This is a genomic window from Aurantimonas sp. A3-2-R12 (assembly GCF_036016755.1).
In the GTDB taxonomy this organism is placed as follows: Bacteria; Pseudomonadota; Alphaproteobacteria; order Rhizobiales; family Rhizobiaceae; genus Aurantimonas; species Aurantimonas coralicida_A.
On sequence record NZ_JAYXIH010000019.1, the window covers coordinates 67,743 to 88,733 of the forward strand.

Below are 20,991 nucleotides of genomic sequence, written 5' to 3' on the forward strand. Positions count from 1 at the left end.
CAAAGGGGTAAGCCGGATCATCGGCATCCCGGTTGCGCTCAAAATATCATCGAGATCGCAATCGACAGCAGCGACACGGCGATCACCCATTGGGCGACACGACCACTGATGATGCTGGTTCGCTTCTCCGTGGCGAGGTCCGTGAGCGTATCGTCGTTCAGCCGGATACCGTTTTCGATCAGATCCGGCATCTGCTTGGCGAGGATTTCCAGCCCGACCGCGAGATCGGGCGCGCGGTGCAGCAGCCGCAGCATCGCATCGACACCTGCGCGGGCTTCCCGCAGCTTGGCCGCCGGCCCGAGCTCTTCGAGGATGTAGTCAGACACCACCGGCTCGGCGGCAACCCACATGTTGAACTTCGGGTCGAAGGTGCGTGCGACGCCTTCCACGACGACCATGGTCTTCTGCAACAAGACGAGTTCGGGCCGGGTCTTCATGTCGAACAGCTCGGTGACCTCGAACAAGAGCGCCAAGAGGTGGCCCATCGAAATCGTCTCGGCGGGCTGGCCATAGATCGGCTCGCCGATCGCGCGAAGCGCCTGGGCGAAGCTGGCGACGTTCTGGCTGCGCGGCACGTAGCCGGCCTCGAAATGCAGCTCAGCCACGCGCAGATAGTCGCGGCGAATGAAGCCGTAGAGGATCTCGGCGAGGAAGCGCTTGGATTCCGCGCTGAGCCGGCCGACGATGCCCAGATCGACCGCGATCACCGTGCCGTCCGGGCCGACGAACAGATTGCCCTGATGCATGTCGGCATGAAAGAAGCCGTCGCGCATGGCGTGGCGCAGGAACGATTGCACCACGGTCACGCCGATCTGCTTCAGATCATGCCCGGCCATCGCGATCGCGGCGACATCGCTCATCTTGATGCCGTCGATCCACTCCATGGTGAGGACGTCGCGGCCTGTGCGCTCCCAGTCGATCGTCGGCACCCGAAATCCGAAATCGTTCGCCGTGTTTTCGGCCATCTCCGACGCCGCGGCCGCCTCCAGCCGCAGATCCATCTCGATCCTTGTCGACTGGGCGAGCGTCTCCACCACCGCCACCGGACGCAGCCGGCGCGACGCGCGCACGTAGCGCTCCAAAAAGCGCGCGATGGAGGCGAAGGTCTCCAGTTCATGCAGAAAGCGGACACGGACGCCGGGCCGGACCACCTTGACGGCGACGAAGCGCTCGCTGCCGTCGGCGTCGCGAATACGCGCCTTATAGACCTGGGCGATCGATGCCGCGCCAACGACCTCGCCGAGCTCCAGAAAGAGTTCGTCGACGCGCCGCCCGAGCGTCGTCTCGATCTCGATCACAGCCAGCGCCGTATCGAAAGGCGGGACCTTGTCCTGGAGACTGCCCAGTTCGCGCGCCGCCGCAGCGCCGACAAGGTCCGGCCGGGTCGCCAGGAACTGGCCGAGCTTGACATAGGATGGTCCGAGACGGTTCAGGGCGCGCGACAGATTGTCGGAGCGTTCCCGATTTTCAGCCGAGCCCCGCTCGATCAATCGCGCGAAGCGGTGCAGCAGCGCCGGCCCGGGCGGCAGGCCCTCGGCGGGAAACGAGCCGATGACGCCCTCGCGGGCGAGAACAAAGACCGCGCGGACGAGTGCGATCGTGCCGGAAATGGGATTGGCCAAGAGTCTTTCCGCCCGATCGGTTCAGAGCTTCCAGCCGGAATGGATGGCGGCGATGCCTCCCGACAGGTTGCGATAGGCGACGCGCTCGAAGCCGGCGGCGCGAATGGCCGCAGCAAAATTCGCCTGGTTGGGAAAGCGCCGGATCGACTCGACCAGATACTCGTAGGATTCGCGATCGTTGGCGACGGCCTCGCCGATCCTCGGAATCGCCTTGAACGACCACGCTTCGTAGACCCGGTCGAGAACCGGCATGTCGACCTCGGAAAATTCCAGGCACAGGAACCGGCCGCCGGGCTTGAGCACCCGATACGCCTCGCTCAAGGCCTTGTCGATCCGCGGCACGTTACGAATGCCGAAGGCGATCGTGTAGGCATCGAAGCTCATATCGGGGAGCTTCAGTTCCTCGGCATTGCCTTCGACGAAAACCAGATTGCCGTCGAGCCGCCGCTTCGCTGCCCGTTCGGCACCGACGCCGAGCATCGAGGCGTTGATGTCGAGGACAGTGCCCTCGGCGCGCCGCCGCGATGCCTCGACAATGCGGAAGGCGACATCGCCGGTGCCGCCCGCCACGTCGACGAACCGCCAGCCGGCGCGATGCGGCGGCGCCAGCCAGGCGGCCATGGCGCTCTTCCAGGCGCGATGGAGGCCGGCCGACATCAAGTCGTTCATCAGGTCGTAACGCTCGGCTACGCGGTGGAAGACATCGTTGACGCGCGCCTGCTTCTCCTCCCGGCCCGCCACTGTGGCATAGCCGTAGGAGGTCTCCATCGCTTCGGCTCCGGTGACACGGGTTCGCGACATGGGACGGCCCCTTACATTGCATCGCATCGACCGGATGCGGATATTGGAACGGCGGACCCGCGCCGGTCCTGCGAGAGACAGGGAGCGGCGGAGTTCGACAGGCGCTTCGGTCGGAAGCGCTGCATCAATCAGGGACTTAATCGAAAATGCCGGAATTGCCAGAGGTGGAGACGGTGCGCCGCGGCCTTCTTCCCGTTGTCGAAGGCGCGCGAATCGAGCGGGTGGTGCTCGGGCGGCCCGACCTGCGCTTTCCGTTGCCGGCGCGATTCGCCGAGCGGCTGGGCGGCCGGCGGATCGAAAGTCTCGGGCGACGGGCCAAATATCTCGTCGCCGACCTGGAGGGCGGGCTGGTGCTAGCCATGCATCTCGGCATGTCGGGCTCGTTCCGGATCGAAGTGCCGCAAGGCGACAGCGTTCCCGGCGCGTTCGCGCATCCGCGGTCCGACGTCCGGCGCCACGATCATGTGCGCTTCGATATGATCACACGCGATCTCGCACCGGCCTCGATCATCTATAATGACCCGCGCCGCTTCGGCTACATGACGCTGATCGAGCGCGCCGAACTGGCGGAACACCCGCATTTTCGCGGCCTCGGCATCGAACCGACGGGCAACGGGCTGTCCGGACAGGCGCTCGCTCCGCTCTTTGCGGGCCGCAGCGCGCCGCTGAAGTCCGTGCTGCTCGACCAGCGGATCATCGCCGGCCTCGGCAACATCTATGTCTGCGAGGCGTTGTGGAGGAGCCGCCTGTCGCCGCGGCGGGCTGCCGGAACGCTGGTGAAAAAGGACGGCACCGCCAGCCAGCGGCTGGAAGCCCTCGCCCTCAATATCCGCGAAACGATCGCCGATGCCATCGCGGCGGGCGGTTCATCGCTGCGCGATTATCGCCAAGCGGACGGATCACTCGGCTATTTCCAGCATCGCTTCGCCGCCTACGACCGCGAAGGCGAGCCCTGCCGGCACGAGGCTTGCCGCGGGATCGTCAGCCGCATCGTCCAGTCGGGGCGCTCGACCTTTTTTTGCCCGGCCTGCCAGCGCTGACGACGATGCGAGAAGGCGGACGCAGCACGATGGTGCGGGCAGGTCGCGCGGCTCCAAGCCGGCTGCGCCTGGTTGCTGCCCAGTCCATCCGCCTTGCCGACGACCACATTCGCCGATCCGCCTTCGCGCTGGATATTGACGGCCCCCGACGCATCTGCCTATAAGGGCTCGACTTTCGGCGGCGCTTCATGGCGCGGCCCGTTTTTTCGTGCTGCCGCGTCGCTTGAAGGCGCAAGCCGCACTCCACCCGATCCGACCGACACGGTTACGATAGAGAGAGACGTTCCATGGCCAATACCCCTTCGGCCAAGAAGGCCACGCGGAAGATCGCGCGGCGTACCGCCATCAACACCAATCGCCGCAGCCGCGTGCGCACCTTCCTGCGCAACGTCGAAGAGGCGATCACCGCCGGCGACAAGGACGCGGCTGTCTCGGCATTTCGGATTGCCGAACCGGAACTGATGAGTGCCGTGTCCCACGGTGTGTTTCACAAGAACACGGCGTCGCGGAAGGTCTCCCGCCTTGCCCATCGCGTGAAGACGATCGGCGCCGCCTGATCTGAACGGCGCGTCACACCCGAGTCGATGACCGGGTGACTGGATGATGACAAAGCCCTGGCTTCGGCCGGGGCTTTTTGATTCCCAGGCCGAGACTGGCCATCCGATGACGATGCGAGCGGCCTCAGCGCGGATCACCGGATACCCACCTGCGGTGATAGGGACCTATTCGATGGGGCTGAACGGGCTTGTCCGGCCAGGAGCGGCGCGCAGTTCGATGCGGCGCATCGGGCAAGCGGTGCGACGCCGTCCGGCGAGCCCGTTCAGCCCCACCGAAGGCCGGGCGCTCGCCGCGCCTGGCTTCGTCGCCAAGGTGCGGGAAATGGCCGGTCCTATCACCGCAGGTTGGTATAAGGCCGACGGGGATCGACAGCGGGCACCCGCGCCGCGTCCCAGCTCGGCTCGCCACCCGCCCCTGGCCGTGGGCACCGCGACGATTCGACGGGCACAGCTCGCCCGTCGCCGTTGGCACATGTCCTGTTTTCGCGATTCGCAGCCGCATTCGCGGGCGTTTTGGTCGACTTATCACAGTGCTTTCGCACCCGGCGGACACCGAACCACGCCATCCACAAGACGGGTCCAGAAAAGTGTATCGATTCCAGTCGCTTGCAGAAGGTCAGTGAGCGCTTCTGTATTGGTGGCCCGAGAGCTTTTTGAGTTCCCGGGAGTCAAGCAGGCCCGCCACAATTTTTTCATATTTATTCTTCCCCTCCGAGGCGTCGACACCGGGATCGGGGAAAGCCCCGTGAGCAAAGTGTTTAGCGTGACATCGCCGCACGACCCGCATGGCGAGTCTGCAACAGGCGCCCTACTCGCATAACGATTCAGGCTGGACTCGGCTTGCTCACCGCCGCGCCGTTTCGTAGTTTCCCCCTCGAAGCAAGTGCGGGGAAAGACGAAATGCGGGGACAATCCAGGTTATCCAAAACTTCCTGGAATTTGTGGAAGGTTACGACCCTTAGGGTCGCTCCCGCATAAATTTAGTATCCGGTCTTTTCACGATTTATCCGAGTAAAAACGAGCGTTGGGCGAACCCTGGCGCAGCAAACTTCTGTGCCCATGCGGGACAGAGGCAGGGGACCTTTTTGCATGTCTAATGATTACAGCGGCGATGTTTCACCTGGGGAGTGCTGGTCAACGCTCGCAGAGAAACCCGACGCCCTGCTCGTCGACGTCCGCAGCACCGCCGAGTGGGCCTATGTCGGATTGCCGATGCTGGCTGCGCTCGGAAAGGCGCCACTGCTCGTCGAGTGGCAGAGCTTCCCTTCGATGGCGGTGGACCCGGCCTTCGCGGAGAAGCTCGCCGAGCAGGTCGAAAAGACGGGCGGAACTCCGACCTCGCCGATCTTCTTCCTCTGCCGGTCGGGCGTCCGCTCGATCGCCGGCGCGGTGGCGCTGACCGCCCACGGTTATGAGAATTGTTTCAACGTCCTCGGCGGCTTCGAAGGGCCGCCGGACGCGGAAGGACATCGCGGGCGGAAAGCCGGTTGGAAAGCGGAGGGTTTGCCTTGGGCACAGAATTGAGTCTTCGCCGGCGCGTAACAGCTGTGAGTCCGAATGGGGACGGGACCCACGCGCTGCGCCAATCACCAACCAACAACAATGATTTCGGGGCAGGTATGGACGGCGGCGCGAGGGGCACGGCAGAAATTATGGAGCGGGTGAACGCCCGGCTAAAAGCGCAACTCGGACAGGACATCTTCGCCAGCTGGTTCCAGCGGATGAAACTCGATTCGTCCGGGAAAGGCGTCTGCCGGATTTCGGTGCCCACGGCGTTTCTGCGCAGCTGGATTCAGTCGCATTACCACGACCTGCTGACCGAGATCTTCAGCGCCGAAGTGCCGGGAACGCTGCGCGTCGACATCGCGATCCGCAGCGCCGTTCGCGGTGGCGGCGTCACGATTCGCCAGGCGCGCATCGCGGGCCAGAGCGAGCCGCAGGTGGCGCGGGTTGCGGAACCGGCGCGCAGGGCCGTCGCCGGCTCCCCGGCACCAGCAAAGGCGTTTCCTGGCGGCGACGCTCGAACCCCCGCTCTATCCCAGAGCGCCGAGTTCGGCTCGCCCCTCGACCCGCGCTACGTTTTCGACACCTTCGTGGAAGGCGCCTCCAACCGGGTCGCCCTCGCCGCCGCGCGAGCGATCGCGGAGAACGGGCCGCAGTCGGTCCGCTTCAACCCGCTGTTCATCCACGCTGCCGTCGGCCTCGGCAAGACCCACCTTCTCCAGGCGATCGCCAATGCGGCCTCGCGCCGTGAGGACCGGCCGCGCGTCGTCTATCTGACGGCGGAATATTTCATGTGGCGTTTCGCGACTGCGATCCGCGACAACCGCGCCCTCGATCTCAAGGAGACGCTGCGCGGCATCGACATATTGATCATCGACGACACCCAGTTCCTGCAAGGCAAATCGATCCAGCAAGAGTTCTGTCATCTTCTGAACGCGCTGGTCGATTCGGCGAAACAGGTGATCTGCGCCGCCGACCGCCCGGCGATGGAGCTGGAATCGCTCGACCCGCGCGTCCGCTCGCGGCTGTCGAACGGCGTCACGCTTCAGATCGCCGTGCCGGACTACGAAATGCGCCGCTCGATCATCGGGAGCCGGGCCGCGGCGATGCGAGCCGAGGATCCGAGTTTCGATATGCCCGAACGGGTGATCGACACGATCGCCGAGCGCGTCGCCGGCTCCGGTCGCGATCTCGAAGGGGCGTTCAACCAGATCGCCTTCCGCCACTCCCTCGGCCAGCCGCTCTCGGCGGAACATCTGGACGATCTGCTCAACCAGCTGACCCGGGCCAATATCGAACGGCGGGTTCGCGTCGAGGACATCCTGAAATTCGTCTCGCGCCACTACAATGTGACGCGCACCGACCTTTTGTCGGCGCGCCGCACCCGGACCATCGTGCGGCCACGTCAGATCGCCATGTATCTCGCCAAGACCATGACGCCGCGCTCGCTCCCCGAGATCGGCCGGCGCTTCGGCGGCCGCGACCACACCACGGTGCTGCACGCGGTGCGCAAGATCGAGGGCGAGCGCGCCAATGACGAGAAGCTGTCGGAGGAACTCGATCTGATCCGCCGGATGATCGAGGAATAGGCCCCGTCCAGATCCCGGTCCGTTACCGCACGCGGCGGTCGGCGCGCGATGCAGCGCGCCGCTTGAGCTAGAAAGCCGCCGCTTTTGGCTTTCCATGTGCGGTGCAAATCATTAAGACCATCGAACCCGGAACCGGCGCCGCCTCCCGTGGCGCCTGCCCCGAACAAAACGGCCTTCGTCATGCGTATCATCATCGAACGATCCAACCTCCTGAAGTCGTTGGCCCACGTCCACCGGGTCGTGGAACGCCGCAACACCATCCCGATTCTTTCGAACGTGTTGTTGAAGACCGAGGACGGCGCGCTTCGCCTGAAGGCCACCGATCTCGACCTGGAGATCACGGAAAGCGTCGCGGCCACCGGCGAGCAGGAGGGCGCAACGACGGTCCCGGCGCATCTGCTCTACGACATCGTGCGCAAGCTGCCGGACGGTGCCGAGGTCAAGCTGTCGACCAATGCCGACGGCAATCAGATGACGGTCTCGTCGGGCCGTTCGAATTTCCGTCTCCAGTGCCTGCCCGAATCGGACTTTCCCGATATCACCGCCGGAACTCTGAGCCACGCCTTCACGATCAAGGCGGCGGAATTCGCGCGGCTGATCGACCGGACGCATTTCGCCATCTCCACAGAGGAGACGCGCTACTATCTCAACGGCATCTTCCTCCACACGATCGAAGCGGACGGCGACCTCAAGCTGCGGGCGGTTGCCACCGACGGCCATCGCCTGGCGCGCGCCGAGATGGCGGCGCCGGCCGGGTCGGAGGGCATGCCCGGAATCATCATACCGCGCAAGACCGTGGGGGAGCTGCAAAAGTTGCTCGGCGACGGCGAGGACGACGCGGCGATCGAGGTCGAACTGTCCGACGCCAAGATCCGCGTCACCATCGGCCCGGTCGTCCTGACCTCGAAGCTGATCGACGGCACGTTTCCCGACTATCAGCGCGTCATCCCGCAGAACAACGACAAGGCGCTCACCCTCGACCGGCAGAGCTTTTCGGCCGCCGTCGACCGCGTGTCGACGATTTCGTCCGAGCGCGGACGCGCGGTCAAGCTCGCGGTCAGCGATTCCCAGCTGACCCTCACCGTCAACTCGCCCGATTCGGGCACGGCGACCGAGGAACTGGCGGTCGGCTACGATTCAGATGACATCGAGATCGGTTTCAACGCGCGTTATCTTCTCGACATCACCGCCCAGCTCACCGGCGACGAAGCCGTCTTCATGCTTGCCGATGCCGGTTCCCCCACGCTCATCAAGGACGGCGGCGACGACGCCACACTTTACGTCCTGATGCCGATGCGGGTCTGACTGCCGCCACGGTCTTGACCGGGAAACCCCAAACCGGCGACGCGGCCGGGACACAATCCGGCTTACCGGTTGTCCGACTGAGCGAATTGCGGCTTGCCGATTTTCGCAATTACGAGACCCTGCGCCTGACCTTCGACCGGGGCTTCGTCGCCTTCGTCGGCGATAACGGCGCTGGCAAGACCAATCTCATCGAGGCGGTGTCGCTGCTGACACCGGGACGCGGCCTGCGCCGAGCGACCTATCAGGACATCGCGCGCAAGGGCGCCAGCGGCGGGTTTTCCATTCGCGCCGGGCTGGTTTCGCTCCACGGTGAGGCAGACGTCATCACCAAGGTCCAACCCGATCCGGCCGGTCCGGCGGCGCGGACGGTGCGGATCGACGAGACCGCGGCCAAAAGCGCTGACGAATTGCTCGACCTGTTGCGCATTCTCTGGCTGACACCGGCAATGGACGGGCTGTTTACCGGCCCGACGGGCGACCGCCGCCGCTTCCTCGACCGCATGGTGCTGGCGGTCGATCCGACCCACGGCCGCCGGGCGGTGGACTACGAGCGCGCCATGCGCTCGCGCAACCGGCTGCTTTCGGACAACCGCATGGATGATTCCTGGCTGAGCGGAATCGAGGCACAGATGGCCGAGCTCGGCGTCGCAATGGCGCTGGCGCGGGCCGAACTCGTCGGAATGCTGACCGGGATGATCGACCAGTCCGGCGCCGACAATCCCTTCCCCAGGGCAGGCCTCGATCTGGCGTCCGGCTATGGCGATAGCGATCTGTCCCGCCCCTCGGCCGATATCGAGGACGAGGCGCGCACGCGGCTGCGCGCCGGTCGCCATGCCGACCGGGCCGCCGGCCGTACGCTGCTGGGCGCCCACCGAGCGGACCTTTCGGTCGTCCACCTGGCCAAGGCGATGCCGGCGGCGCTGTCCTCGACCGGCGAGCAGAAGGCGCTGCTCATCGGCCTGGTGCTGGCCCATGCCCGGCTGGTCGCCGCCGTTTCGTCGCTGCCGCCGATCCTGCTACTCGACGAAATCGCCGCCCATCTCGATCCCGGTCGCCGCGCGGCGCTGTTCGATCTGATCGCCGAGCTCGGCGTGCAGGCCTTCATGACCGGCACCGATGCGAGCCTGTTTGACGCCCTCGGCGACAGAGCCCAGATGCTGGAGGTGGCGGCGGGCACGGTCCGCCCAGCCCCCGCGAGCGGTGCGACAAGTGCGGAATCGGAGCAAGGACGNCGCCCTCGGCGACAGAGCCCAGATGCTGGAGGTGGCGGCGGGCACGGTCCGCCCAGCCCCCGCGAGCGGTGCGACAAGTGCGGAATCGGAGCAAGGACGATGAGCGACAAGCCTCTCGACGCCCAGGAACTTGAACGCTATGCCCGCCACATCGTGCTGCCGGAAATCGGTGGGCCGGGCCAGCAGAAACTGAAACGGGCGCGGATCCTCGTCGTCGGCGCCGGCGGCATTGGCTCACCGGTCGTCTTCTATCTCGCGGCGGCCGGGATCGGCACGATCGGCATCGCCGACGACGACACGGTGTCGCTATCGAACCTGCAGCGTCAGGTGCTGCACCGGACCGCCGATGTCGGCCGGTCGAAGCTCGACAGCGCCACGGACGCGGTCGCGGAACTCAACCCGCATGTCACGGTCGTGGCCCATCCTCTGCGCCTCGACGCCGACAACGGCCGCGACATCGTCGCCGGCTACGACCTCGTCATCGACGGCTCGGACAATTTCGCCACCCGCTACGCCATGGCCGATGTGTGTGCGGCCGCGCGCCGGCCGCTGGTCACCGCCGCGGTCAACCGATTCTCGGGCTCGCTGACCGTGCTGAAGCCGTACGAGGCCAACACGGACGGGCAGCCGAATCCGGGCTATCGCGATCTCTTCCCCGAAGCGCCGCCGGCCGGGCTGGTGCCGTCCTGCGCCGAGGCCGGTATTCTCGGCGTCACCCCGGGCGTCCTCGGCACGCTCGCCGCCAGCGAGGCGATCAAGCTCGTCTGCGGGGTCGGCGAGCCGCTGGTCGGGCGGTTCCTCATGATCGATCTTCTGACCATGCGCATCGAGGAAATCCGCTACCGCCGGCGACACGGGCCTTCCGTGTCGCCGTAAGGAAACCTATCGGAATCGGACTCGGCGTCCTTGCGGATGCCGAGCCTTGGGTCGCCGTCCCTTGCCTCAGCGCAGGTGGTGGACTTCCTGCAGCCCGTAGACGGGCGTCTCGAGTCCCTCCATTCGCGCCTTCAACTGCAGCGACAGATAGAGTGAATAGTGCCGCGACTGGTGCAGATTGCCGCCGTGGAACCAAAGATTGTCTTGCTGCGTCGGCTTCCAGATGTTGCGCTGTTCGCCCTCCCAGGGTCCCGGATCCTTCGGCGTGTCGGAGCCAAGGCCCCAAACCTTACCAACCTTGTCCGCCACTTCCTGGCTGATCAGATCGGCGGCCCAACCGTTCATCGAGCCGTAACCGGTGGCATAGACGATCAGATCGGCCGGCAATTCCGTCCCATCCTTGAACGCCACACCGGTTTCGGTGATCTCCTCGATCTCGACGCCGCTCTTCAGCTTGATCTTGCCGTCGATGATCAACTGGCTCGCGCCGACATCAATGTAATAGCCCGAGCCGCGGCGCAGATATTTCATGAACAGGCCGGAATCGTCGCTCCCGTAGTCGAGCATGAAGCCCGCCTTCTCCAGGTCGCGATAAAAGTCCGCGTCGACCTCGCGGATCTTGTCGTAGACTGGAATCTGGAACTCGTGGAGAATCCGGTAGGGCAGCGACGCGAAGATCATGTCGGCCTTGTTGGTGGTGACGCCGCTCTCGACCGCCCGCTCGGAGTACAAATCGCCGAGGCCGTACTCCATCAGCGAGTCCGACCGCACGATGTGGGTAGTCGAGCGCTGCACCATGGTGACGTCGGCGCCGGCCTCATAGAGCGCGGCACAGATGTCGTGGGCGGAATTGTTCGAGCCGATGACGACGGCCTTCTTGCCCTTGTAGGCGTCGGGACCGGGATGCTTGGAAGAATGGTGCTGCTCGCCCTTGAAGCGGTCCATGCCCTTGAAGTCCGGGACGTTGGCCTTGCCCGACATGCCGGTCGCCAGCACCAGCTGCTTCGGGCGAAGCGTCACCTCTTCGCCATCGCGATCGACGACGACGGTCCACTCGCCGGTCGCTTCGTCGCAGGAAGCGCTCTTGCAGGTCGTCTTCGACCAGTAATTGAGCTCCATGATCTTGGTGTACATTTCCAGCCAGTCGCCGATCTTGTCCTTCGGCGCGAAGACCGGCCAGTTCTTCGGAAACTCCAGATAGGGCAGATGATCGTACCAGACCGGGTCGTGCAGGCAGAGCGACTTGTAGCGCTTGCGCCAGGAATCGCCCGGCCGATCGTTCCGCTCGACGACGATCGTCGGCACGCCGAGCTGGCGCAGCCGCGCGCCCAGCACGATGCCGCCCTGGCCGCCGCCGACGATCACTACATAGGGCTGCGTCTTGTAGCCGAGCTCGGCCGCTTCCTGCTCCTGCTTCTCGAGCCAGGATTTCCGGTTCATCGACGAGCCGTGCTCGGCGCCCATCGGCCGGCGATGGTGCATCGGCTCCTCGAATCCCTTCAGCTCGGTCATCGCGGTCAGCAGGGTCCAGGCCTTGCCGTCCTTCAACCGCAACAGGCCGTTGCCGCGCGCGACGCCGGTCTCGAAGGCGATCCAGGCCGTGGTCACGCCGCCATCCTCGGTCGGCTCCTCGGCGATCTGAAAGTTGTTCGGCTTCACCGCATCCAGTTGCGACGACAGCATGTCACGCACGCCGCCAGGCCCCTCGACGGTCTTGATGTTCCAGGTGAAGGTCACGAGATCGCGCCAGAAGCTCGTCGTCGCGAACAGATCCGCCGCCGCGTCGACATCGCCCGTCGACAATGCGCCTTCGAACGCGCTCAACCATCTTTCGACGGATTTTCGGGCTTCGCTCTTTCCGGCCGCCGGCCGTTCCAGCGTTTCGCTCATTGTTCCGCTCCCTGTTCCACCCGTGCCCTCTTCAAGAGTTCATCGCCGGGAGCGCGCTGTCCATCCGTTTTTGAAAAATGCCGCCGGGCCGTCCGCGCGGGGACGGACGTCACCGATCGGCAAGACTACTTCTCGCAGAGCTTGCGGCGGCCGCGATAGGGCTGGAACGTGCAATCGGAAGTCCGGAAGGACCGATAGGCCCGTGAACAGGCCCGGACGTTGCACTGCGGCGCCCCGGCGCTCTCGCCGGCGATCATGTCGGCGATGCTGGCCGGACGCGAAGGCGTCTCCGCCGCCGGTTCCGTCGGCGCAGTATCAGCAGAGGCGGTCGCTGGCGCGGCCACCGGTTGCATCGCTCCGCCCGCCCGCTCCATGAAGCTCTTCCAGATCGTCGCCGGCAATTGTCCGCCGGTCACGCCGTCCATCGGCGTGCCGTCGTCGTTGCCGACCCAGATGCCGACGGTCAGCGCCTCGTTGAAGCCGACGAACCAGGCGTCACGCGATTCCTGGCTGGTCCCGGTCTTGCCGGCGGCGAAGCCGTCGAGCGCCGCCGCCTTGCCGGTTCCCTTGTCGACAACGAGCTTGAGCAAGCCAACAAGCGGATCCTGCAAGGGTCCCAGTTCACGCTCCGGGCGCTTCGATGGGCCGATGCGAAAGCTCTGGCCGGCGCCGTCGACGGCGAAGGAGGCAATCCCCCAGGGCTCGATCGGCGTGATCCCGGCGCGCACCGAGGCATAGGCCCCCGTGAGATCGAGAAGCGTGACCTCGGACGCGCCGAGGGCAAGGCTCGGCGTTTCGGTGAGGTCCGCGTCGATGCCGAGATCACGAGCGGCGGCCGCGACCTTGTCGATGCCGACATCCATCGCGAGGCGCACCGTCGCCGCGTTCAGGGATCGGGCGAACGCCTCGGCCAGCGTGACCCTGCCGCGATATTTGCCGCTATAGTTCTCCGGCTTCCAGCCATCGATCTCGATCGGCGCATCCTCGATACGGTCATTCGGCGAGAGGCCGGCGCGCAGCGCGGCGTAATAGACGAACAGCTTGAAGGTCGAGCCTGGCTGACGCTTGGCGGCGACCGCGCGGTTGAATTTGGAAGCGGTATAATCGCCACCGCCGACCATGGCGACCACCGCTCCGTCGGGCCGCAGCGCGACGAGCGCTGCCTGGCCGACGCCCTTTTCGGCACCCCGCGCGGCGAGGGCCTCGGACACGACTTGCTCCGCGGCGGCCTGAAGCTCCGGGACCAGCGTGGTCTTGACCTCGATGCTGCCGCGAAACGGGCCGGCGATCTCACGAGCATCGGAGATCACCCAGTCGGCGAACCAGGAGCCGCCGCCCATGTCCGGCCGACTCGGGCTGAGCTGTGTCGAACCCAGTTTGGCCGCCGCGATTTCCGACGGCTCCAGATATCCGGCATCGCCCATCGCATTCAATACGACGCCAGCACGCTCCTTCGCTCCCTCCAGATTTTCCAATGGGTTGAGCTGCGACGGCGCCTTGATCAGGCCGGCCAGCATGGCGCTTTCGGCCAGTGTCAGTTCGCCCACCGACTTGTCGAAATAGACACGCGCGGCGGCCGGCATCCCGGTCGCGCCGGCGCCCAGATAGACATTGTTGAGATAGCGCGCGAGGATCTCGTCCTTGGACAGGCGCGTCTCGATCCAGAACGCCAGGAAGGCTTCCTGGATCTTGCGCTTCAGTGTGCGATCCCGCTCCAGATAACTGATCTTGAGGAATTGCTGGGTGATCGTGCTGCCGCCCTGCACCACCTCGCCAGCGAAGAGATTGCGGGTCAAAGCCCGCGCGACACCACGAAAATCAAGCCCCCAATGCCGGTAGAAGCGGCGATCCTCAATGCTGAGGACGGCCTCTACGAGATGATCGGAAAACTCGTCCAGCGGGGCGTAGCTGCCCTGATAGGGGCCCTGCTGCACCAGGGCTTGACCATCGGCCGCCTGCAGAACCACCACCGGCTCGCCAGTTCCCTCGGCGATTTCGGAGAACGGGACGTCGTAGAGCGCCCAGGCGGCGACCGCCGATACGACCAGGAATCCGGCGACCAAGAGGGCGCCCAACACGGGCACGACACGACGGGCGCTCCAAGGCCGGGCCGGCCGTTGACGCCAGTTCGCGCGGAACGTCTTCGCCCGCGCGCCGGTCGCGGCGGCCAGTCCACGCCAGTCCGTGTCTCGGAGCGATTGCGAGGTCCTGGCGCTGAACCGGGTCAGGCCCTGGCCTGTCTCACGTCCCAGCACGGCGGCCTTGGCGGCGAGCCACCGTCCGAGCCGGGCAAGGTCGGCCATCAGCGCCCTGCGAAAGACGGCAAAGGCCTCACCGGTCTGACCGGCCGGAACCGGCGCATTGTGATCGCTTTCGCTCGAACCGCTCTCCCCAGGGACCGGAGAGGAACCATGATCATCGTTCGCGTCCGGCATCAAATCTCACTCGTTTTACAGCCAACGCGGCATATGGCGTCCTTCACCGCCCGGCATAGTGACGGTTACGGGCACAAACCAGAGAATTTTACCGAGGCGACGTCGCCCGCGCGGCCGGTCCCGCCCAGCGGCAGCTCAAAAATCGCCGGGCAGGATGCGATCGGGAGGGCGATGGCCGTCCATCAGCGTGTGGATGTTGATGATGACCTTCTCGCCCATTTCGATCCGGCCCTCGATCGTCGCCGAACCCATGTGCGGCAGGAGGACGACGCGGTTCTCCTCAGCGAGCCGCACCAGCTTGCGATCGATCGCGGGTTCTTCCTCGAACACGTCGAGGCCGGCCCCGGCGATGCGATCCTCCTGCAGCAGCTTCACCAGCGCCCGTTCGTCGATGATCTCGCCGCGGGCGGTGTTGACGATGAACGCGTGCGGCTGGATCAGCGCCAGGCGCCGCGCCGACAGGAGATGGTAGGTCGCCGGCGTATAGGGGCAGTTCACCGAGAGGATATCCATGCGGGCGAGCATCTGGTCGAGGCTCTCCCAATAGGTCGCGCCGAGTTCGGCCTCGGTCTTGGGGTCAACCCGCCGCCGGTTGTGATAATGGATTTCGAGACCGAACGCCTTGGCGCGACGCGCCACGGCGGTGCCGATGCGGCCCATTCCCAAGATGCCGAGCTTCTTGCCCCAGATCCGCCGTCCGACCATCCAGGTCGGTGACCAGCCGGGCCAACGTTCGCTGCCGAGGAGGCGCGTGCCGCCCTCGACCAGCCGGCGCGGCACCGCGAGAATCAGCGCCATCGTCATGTCCGCGGTGTCCTCGCTGAGGACGTTCGGCGTGTTGGTGACGAAGAGATTGCGCGCCAGCGCCGCCTCGACGTCGATATTGTCGACGCCGTTGCCGTAGTTGGCGATCAGCTTGAGGCGCGGGCCGGCCTGTTCGATCACCGCGCGGTCGATCCGGTCGGTGACGGTCGGGACCAGCACGTCGGCCTCGCGGACGGCGGCGACCAGCGCATGCTGCTCCATCGGCCGATCGGTTTCGTTCAGCCGCGTGTCGAAGAGTTCGCGCATGCGCACCTCGATCGGCGCCGGCAGCTTGCGCGTGATGATCACCAGCGGCTTCTCGCGCTTCGTCATCGGTCGCAATCCTTTGCACTCAAGACGTTGTTAACCGAAACGGACGATCATTCGATCCGAGAGCCGAGGCCTCTCTCCTAGCAAGGCGGGGATGTGAAAACAAAGGGTTTCCCTCCGCCGGCAGAACAGCCTCGGCATCAGTTCGCGCATCGGCCGTCGGCCGTCCGAGCACCGCATCGTATTGTCCGGAGTTTCTCAATGCCGCTCGCAGCACCCATCCGTCGCTCGCTCCTATCTTTTATCGGCGCCGCCATGCTGGTGACCGGCGCGATCCCGTTTACGGCCGCGCAGGCGGTCGAGACCGGGCCCGTCTCGAAGCTGCCGCTGCCGCGCTACGTCAGTCTGAAGGCAAGTCGGGTGAATCTTCGCATCGGACCCGGCCGCGACTATCCGGTGAGCTGGCTCTATCTCAAAGTCGGCCTGCCGGTCGAAGTCATCCAGGAATACGACCTGTGGCGACGGATTCGCGATTCGGAAGGCACCGAGGGCTGGGTCTACTACTCGCTGCTGTCCGGTCATCGCACCTCCATCGCCGCGCCGTGGCTGAAGGGCAAGGCAACGCTGATCGACATCCACATGAGCCCGGCGACCGACGCGCCGCTGGTGGCGCGAATCGAGCCGGGCGTGGTCTCGGCCGTGTCGGAGTGCACGGCCGGTTGGTGCTCGGTCGAGGTCGCCGAGCGTAGCGGCTACGTGCGTCAGCAGGAAATCTGGGGGGTCTATCCGGACGAAACGTTCGAATAGGCGTGCGGTGCGGCCAACGCGCCGAAGCCCGGTATCACTGTTGCGGTACCGGGTCTGGCCGCCGCATCAGATCGGGCCGCGGGCGAGACATCTCGCTGCCGCGACACGAAACGGCAAACGGCCGCAGGTTCGGGAGTTCTATTCGGCGGCGATAGCGTCGGCCCGTTTGCGGCGGAGCCGGACGACCACATCGACATTGACGATTTCCATGCCTTCGGGCGCTTCGGGCAACTGCTCGAGTCGCAGGCCGCCATCGGGAATGTCGATCATCACGTTCTCGTCCTCGACGAAGAAGTGATGGTGGTCGGAGGTATTGGTGTCGAAATAGGTGCGCTGGCCTTCGGCCGAGAGCGGCCGCACCAGACCTGCGTCGGTGAACTGGTGAAGCGTGTTGTAGACGGTTGCGAGCGAAACGGGTTCGCCCGCCCCATGCGCCTCTTCGTGCAGCTCCTCGGCGGACAAATGCCGGTCACCGGAGCCGAACATCAGATTGCAGAGGGCGACGCGTTGCCGGGTCGGACGCAGCCCGACCGAGCGCAGACGCTCGAACACACAGAAGCTTTGGGTGCGCGGCCGGTTTTCCATCGCTGAATGCCACCAATTTTGTATCTTGTTCAAGCTCGGGAACGCGGCGTCTGCCACGCTCTTTCGGCTTATATACGTGATGTCGGGCGCCGCGACAAATGCCGCTCGGCATCTGATCCTGGGCAATCAGTACGGAATGCGAGCGGAAAGCCGGATACCATTTTTGGTCCCATGCTAGCCGCATGTCCGCCGCAGGTTGTCCAGCGCCTTGCCGGACCCGGTGAGCGGAATGGTGTAGCGGCCGGCCGGGCCGGAGATTTCCGCGCTGCGCCCCTTGCGCAACGCCGCGATCAATTCGGCGAGACCGGCGGGCGAGCCGCGACTGACCAGGACGGACGTTCCTTGCGCTTCGCCCTCGCGAGCGGTCGCCTCATACAGAAAGGCCGTTCCGTCGACGCTCACTCCGACCGTATAGCGGTCGCCATCCTGCAACCCGCCGGGAAACCCGGAAAAGATCATCGCGACCTTGCCATCGGGACCGCAGCGGAAGGACAGACCGGTATAGTCGCCCGCAACGGCGAAGCCCGCGGCTCCGTCCGACCCCGTCCAGCTCTGCGCCCTGGCCGGCAAGGCCGCGACCGCGGCGGCAACGATGACGGTACAGGCCAGAATGGCGAGGCCAGCCGTTTCGCGTCCTTTCACGGGCTTGTCTCCTTGGCGGCGGCATGAAATGCGACGTCGATACCCGACGCCTCTATCGAAGTTTGCCCGAGCGAGCATACATAGCGGCGACAATGAAGCGCGGCCGCGCCGGTCAGGTGCCGGTCGCTGATACGGGCGGTTTCCAGCCGCGCGGCATGCGTGCTAAGGGCGCATCCGAACCGGACGTCACACAGCCGGGAACTTGAGGGCGGATAGAACGGACCATGGCAACAGCAAAGACCTCCTTCGACTACGACGACATCATCGCCTGCGCCAACGGCCAGTTGTTCGGCGAAGGCAACGCGCAATTGCCGCTGCCGCCGATGTTGATGGTCCACCGGATCACGGACGTTTCGGAAACCGGCGGTGAGCACGGCAAGGGCTATATCCGCGCTGAGTTCGATGTCACCCCCGACCTGTGGTTCTTTCCCTGCCATTTCGTGGGCAATCCGGTCATGCCCGGCTGCCTCGGTCTCGACGGCATGTGGCAATTGACCGGCTTCTATCTGGGGTGGCTGGGAGAAAAGGGCCGTGGCATGGCCCTGTCGACTGGCGAGGTAAAGTTCAAGGGCATGGTCACGCCTGAGACGAAACTCCTCGAATACGGCATCGATTTCAAGCGGGTGATGCGCGGACGCTTGGTTCTCGGCATCGCGGATGGCTGGCTCAAGGCCGATGGCGAGACCATCTACCGTGCGAGCGACCTGCGGGTCGGCCTGGCACAAGACAAGGCGGACTGAAACGGGGACCCGGCGGTGATGGCAGTCGATCGCACTGTGGCAGGCGGAGTTCTGGCGCCAGCGGGACAAGCCGCCATCTCCCTCCATTCAAAAGGGCAAAAGACATGAGACGCGTCGTTGTAACAGGCATGGGGATCGTGTCCTCCATCGGGAACGATGCCGGCGAGGTTCTGACCTCCTTGCGAGAGGGACGCTCGGGCATCAGCCACGCGCCGGAATACAAGGAGCTCGGTTTTCGCTCCCATGTTCACGGCAAGCCGACGCTCGATCCGACGACGCTGCTCGACCGGCGGGCGATGCGGTTTCACGGCGGCGGTACCGCCTGGAACCACGTCGCCATGGATCAGGCGATCAAGGATGCCGGCCTTGAAGAGAGCGACATCTCCAATGAGCGCACCGGCATCATCATGGGCTCGGGCGGCTCGTCGACCCAGTCGATCGTCCAGGCCGCGGATGTGACCCGCGAGAAGGGACCCAAGCGCGTTGGCCCGACCGTGGTGCCGAAGGCGATGTCGTCGACGGCCTCGGCAACGCTGGCCACCTGGTTCAAGATCAAGGGCGTCAATTACTCGATTTCCTCGGCCTGCTCGACCTCGAGCCATTGCATCGGAAACGCCTGCGAGGCGATCCAGATGGGCAAGCAGGACGTCATGTTCGCCGGCGGCTGCGAGGATCTCCACTGGACGCTGTCGGTGCTGTTCGACGCCATGGGCGCGCTCTCCTCCGACTTCAACGACCGACCTGAGATGGCGTCGCGCGCCTACGACAAGGCGCGTGACGGGTTCGTCATCGCAGGCGGGGCCGGCGTCCTCGTATTGGAGGAGTACGAACGGGCCAAGGCGCGCGGGGCGAACATCATCGCCGAGATCGTCGGCTACGGCGCGACGTCGGACGGCGCCGACATGGTCGCGCCCTCCGGCGAGGGCGCCGTGCGCTGCATGCGCCAGGCGATCGCCCATCTCGACGGCCCGATCGACTACATCAACCCACACGCGACCTCGACGCCGGTCGGCGACCGCATGGAGATCCAGGCAATCCGCGAGGTGTTCGGCGACACCATCCCGCCGATCTCCGGGACCAAATCGCTCACTGGCCATTCGCAAGGCGCCACCGGCGTCCACGAGGCGATCTATTCGCTGCTGATGATGCGGCATGGCTTCATCGCCAAGAGCGCACATATCGATGAGATCGACCCGGAATTCGCCGATATTCCGATCGTGCGGGAACGCATGGACGGGGTGACGCTTGACCGGGTGCTGTCGAATTCGTTCGGCTTCGGGGGCACCAATGCTTGCCTCGCCTTCCAACGCGTGACGGACTGAGGATTGAAGAGCACTATGGGCGACCTCATGGCAGGAAAGCGCGGGCTCATCATGGGCGTCGCCAATCGCAACTCCATCGCTTGGGGGGCCGCCAAGGCGCTGTCGGCGCAAGGGGCCGAGATCGCTCTCACCTATCAGGGCGAGGCGTTCGGGCGGAGGGTGAAGCCGCTGGCCGAAGAGATCGGCTGCAAGCTGGTCATTCCCTGCGACGTCGAGGATACGGCATCCCTCGACGCGGTCTTCGACACGCTGAATTCGGAATGGGGCTCGATCGACTTCGTCCTCCATGCCATCGCATTTTCCGACAAGAGCGAGCTCAAGGGCCTTTACGCCGACACCACGCGGGAGAATTTCACCCGCACCATGGTGATCTCCTGCTTCTCGTTCACGGAAGTCGCCAAGCGCGCCGCCGCCATCATGCACAATGGCGGCGCGATGGTGACGATGACCTATGGCGGCGCCGAACGGGTCATGCCGAACTACAACGTCATGGGGGTCGCCAAGGCGGCGCTCGAGGCATCGGTGCGCTATCTGGCGGCGGATTTCGGTCCCCGCAACATCCGCATCAACGCTGTCTCGGCCGGGCCGGTCCGCACATTGGCCGGCGCCGGCGTTTCCGACGCAAGACTGATGTTCAACTTCCAGCGGCGCAACGCGCCAATGCGGCGCAACACCTCGATAGACGAGGTCGGCGGCTCGGTTCTCTATTTGATGTCGGAACTCTCCAACGGCGTCACCGGCGAGATCCACTATGTGGATTCCGGCTACAACATCATGTCGATGCCTTCGCTCGAGGAACTCAAGGAGCAGGAACATCGCAAGGCCGTCATCGAGGGCGATGACGAAGTCGCCGAAGGCGGCAGTTAGAGCGTCAGGCGATTAATCTGCAACATAGCCAGCGGCCTTGAGGTAGTTCCAACATTCTTCGGGCTCGAACAGGTCGCAGATGTTGCCGACTGCACGCCAGAGAT

17 protein-coding genes and 1 pseudogene are annotated in these 20,991 nt (G+C 65.2%); 11 read left to right on the forward strand and 7 right to left on the reverse strand.

Annotation, left to right across the window (positions count from 1 at the left end):
* Positions 1 to 38: 38 nt before the first annotated feature.
* Both ubiB and ubiE read right to left on the reverse strand, forming a co-directional pair.
* Positions 39 to 1,622 carry a 2-polyprenylphenol 6-hydroxylase gene (gene ubiB / locus VSX60_RS11810; protein WP_327624384.1) on the reverse strand — a complete coding sequence of 528 codons (1,584 nt, stop codon included), beginning with the start codon at positions 1,620 to 1,622 and terminating at the stop codon, positions 39 to 41.
* A gap of 21 nt (positions 1,623 to 1,643) precedes the next feature.
* Positions 1,644 to 2,423, reverse strand: coding sequence for a bifunctional demethylmenaquinone methyltransferase/2-methoxy-6-polyprenyl-1,4-benzoquinol methylase UbiE (gene ubiE / locus VSX60_RS11815; RefSeq protein WP_327624385.1), 780 nt, complete (start codon positions 2,421 to 2,423; stop codon positions 1,644 to 1,646).
* A 146-nt stretch (positions 2,424 to 2,569) separates the two neighbouring features.
* Here ubiE and mutM point away from each other — a divergent pair, with 146 nt between their 5' ends.
* The 7 genes and pseudogenes from mutM to VSX60_RS11850 all read left to right on the forward strand — a co-directional run bounded on the left by mutM (position 2,570) and on the right by VSX60_RS11850 (position 10,525).
* Positions 2,570 to 3,463 (forward strand): bifunctional DNA-formamidopyrimidine glycosylase/DNA-(apurinic or apyrimidinic site) lyase, encoded by an 894-nt coding sequence (gene mutM, locus VSX60_RS11820; RefSeq protein WP_327624386.1) that lies wholly within the window; start codon positions 2,570 to 2,572, stop codon positions 3,461 to 3,463.
* Between the two features lie 287 nt (positions 3,464 to 3,750).
* The gene (rpsT, locus tag VSX60_RS11825) at positions 3,751 to 4,020 is read left to right on the forward strand and encodes a 30S ribosomal protein S20 (protein WP_327624387.1); all 270 of its coding nucleotides are present in this window, start codon (positions 3,751 to 3,753) and stop codon (positions 4,018 to 4,020) included.
* Between the two features lie 1,089 nt (positions 4,021 to 5,109).
* Positions 5,110 to 5,544, forward strand: coding sequence for a rhodanese-like domain-containing protein (locus tag VSX60_RS11830; RefSeq protein ID WP_327624389.1), 435 nt, complete (start codon positions 5,110 to 5,112; stop codon positions 5,542 to 5,544).
* A 95-nt stretch (positions 5,545 to 5,639) separates the two neighbouring features.
* Entirely contained in the window at positions 5,640 to 7,112 is a 1,473-nt protein-coding gene (gene dnaA / locus VSX60_RS11835; RefSeq protein ID WP_327624390.1) for a chromosomal replication initiator protein DnaA, read from the forward strand.
* Positions 7,113 to 7,292: 180 nt separating this feature from the next.
* Positions 7,293 to 8,417, forward strand: coding sequence for a DNA polymerase III subunit beta (gene dnaN / locus VSX60_RS11840; RefSeq protein ID WP_327624391.1), 1,125 nt, complete (start codon positions 7,293 to 7,295; stop codon positions 8,415 to 8,417).
* Positions 8,418 to 8,431: 14 nt separating this feature from the next.
* Positions 8,432 to 9,598: pseudogene (gene recF / locus VSX60_RS11845) on the forward strand (DNA replication/repair protein RecF); the annotation flags it as partial.
* Between the two features lie 150 nt (positions 9,599 to 9,748).
* Positions 9,749 to 10,525: a HesA/MoeB/ThiF family protein gene (locus VSX60_RS11850; protein ID WP_327624406.1), complete on the forward strand. Its 777-nt coding sequence runs from the start codon at positions 9,749 to 9,751 to the stop codon at positions 10,523 to 10,525.
* 66 nt (positions 10,526 to 10,591) lie between these two features.
* Here VSX60_RS11850 and VSX60_RS11855 read toward each other — a convergent pair whose 3' ends face one another.
* From VSX60_RS11855 to VSX60_RS11865, 3 genes are all read right to left on the reverse strand, one after another.
* Positions 10,592 to 12,415: an NAD(P)/FAD-dependent oxidoreductase gene (locus tag VSX60_RS11855; RefSeq protein ID WP_327624392.1), complete on the reverse strand. Its 1,824-nt coding sequence runs from the start codon at positions 12,413 to 12,415 to the stop codon at positions 10,592 to 10,594.
* 125 nt (positions 12,416 to 12,540) lie between these two features.
* Complete coding sequence (locus VSX60_RS11860) at positions 12,541 to 14,850, reverse strand: PBP1A family penicillin-binding protein (protein ID WP_327624394.1); 2,310 nt, start codon at positions 14,848 to 14,850, stop codon at positions 12,541 to 12,543.
* A gap of 135 nt (positions 14,851 to 14,985) precedes the next feature.
* Positions 14,986 to 15,987, reverse strand: a complete 1,002-nt coding sequence (locus tag VSX60_RS11865) for a 2-hydroxyacid dehydrogenase (protein WP_327624395.1) — start codon at positions 15,985 to 15,987, stop codon at positions 14,986 to 14,988.
* 198 nt (positions 15,988 to 16,185) lie between these two features.
* On the opposite strand from VSX60_RS11865, the gene VSX60_RS11870 reads away from it, so the two are divergent.
* Complete coding sequence (locus VSX60_RS11870) at positions 16,186 to 16,731, forward strand: SH3 domain-containing protein (RefSeq protein ID WP_442872853.1); 546 nt, start codon at positions 16,186 to 16,188, stop codon at positions 16,729 to 16,731.
* Positions 16,732 to 16,869: 138 nt separating this feature from the next.
* Here the strand turns inward: VSX60_RS11870 and irrA are convergent, their stop codons facing one another.
* Complete coding sequence (gene irrA, locus VSX60_RS11875; protein WP_327624396.1) at positions 16,870 to 17,316, reverse strand: iron response transcriptional regulator IrrA; 447 nt, start codon at positions 17,314 to 17,316, stop codon at positions 16,870 to 16,872.
* A 174-nt stretch (positions 17,317 to 17,490) separates the two neighbouring features.
* Complete coding sequence (locus tag VSX60_RS11880) at positions 17,491 to 17,958, reverse strand: hypothetical protein (protein WP_327624397.1); 468 nt, start codon at positions 17,956 to 17,958, stop codon at positions 17,491 to 17,493.
* A 224-nt stretch (positions 17,959 to 18,182) separates the two neighbouring features.
* Here VSX60_RS11880 and fabA point away from each other — a divergent pair, with 224 nt between their 5' ends.
* The 3 genes from fabA to fabI all read left to right on the forward strand — a co-directional run bounded on the left by fabA (position 18,183) and on the right by fabI (position 20,887).
* Positions 18,183 to 18,698 (forward strand): 3-hydroxyacyl-[acyl-carrier-protein] dehydratase FabA, encoded by a 516-nt coding sequence (fabA, locus tag VSX60_RS11885; protein WP_206453716.1) that lies wholly within the window; start codon positions 18,183 to 18,185, stop codon positions 18,696 to 18,698.
* Between the two features lie 104 nt (positions 18,699 to 18,802).
* Positions 18,803 to 20,020 (forward strand): beta-ketoacyl-ACP synthase I, encoded by a 1,218-nt coding sequence (gene fabB / locus VSX60_RS11890; RefSeq protein WP_327624399.1) that lies wholly within the window; start codon positions 18,803 to 18,805, stop codon positions 20,018 to 20,020.
* 15 nt (positions 20,021 to 20,035) lie between these two features.
* The gene (gene fabI, locus VSX60_RS11895) at positions 20,036 to 20,887 is read left to right on the forward strand and encodes an enoyl-ACP reductase FabI (protein WP_327624408.1); all 852 of its coding nucleotides are present in this window, start codon (positions 20,036 to 20,038) and stop codon (positions 20,885 to 20,887) included.
* Positions 20,888 to 20,991: the final 104 nt, after the last annotated feature.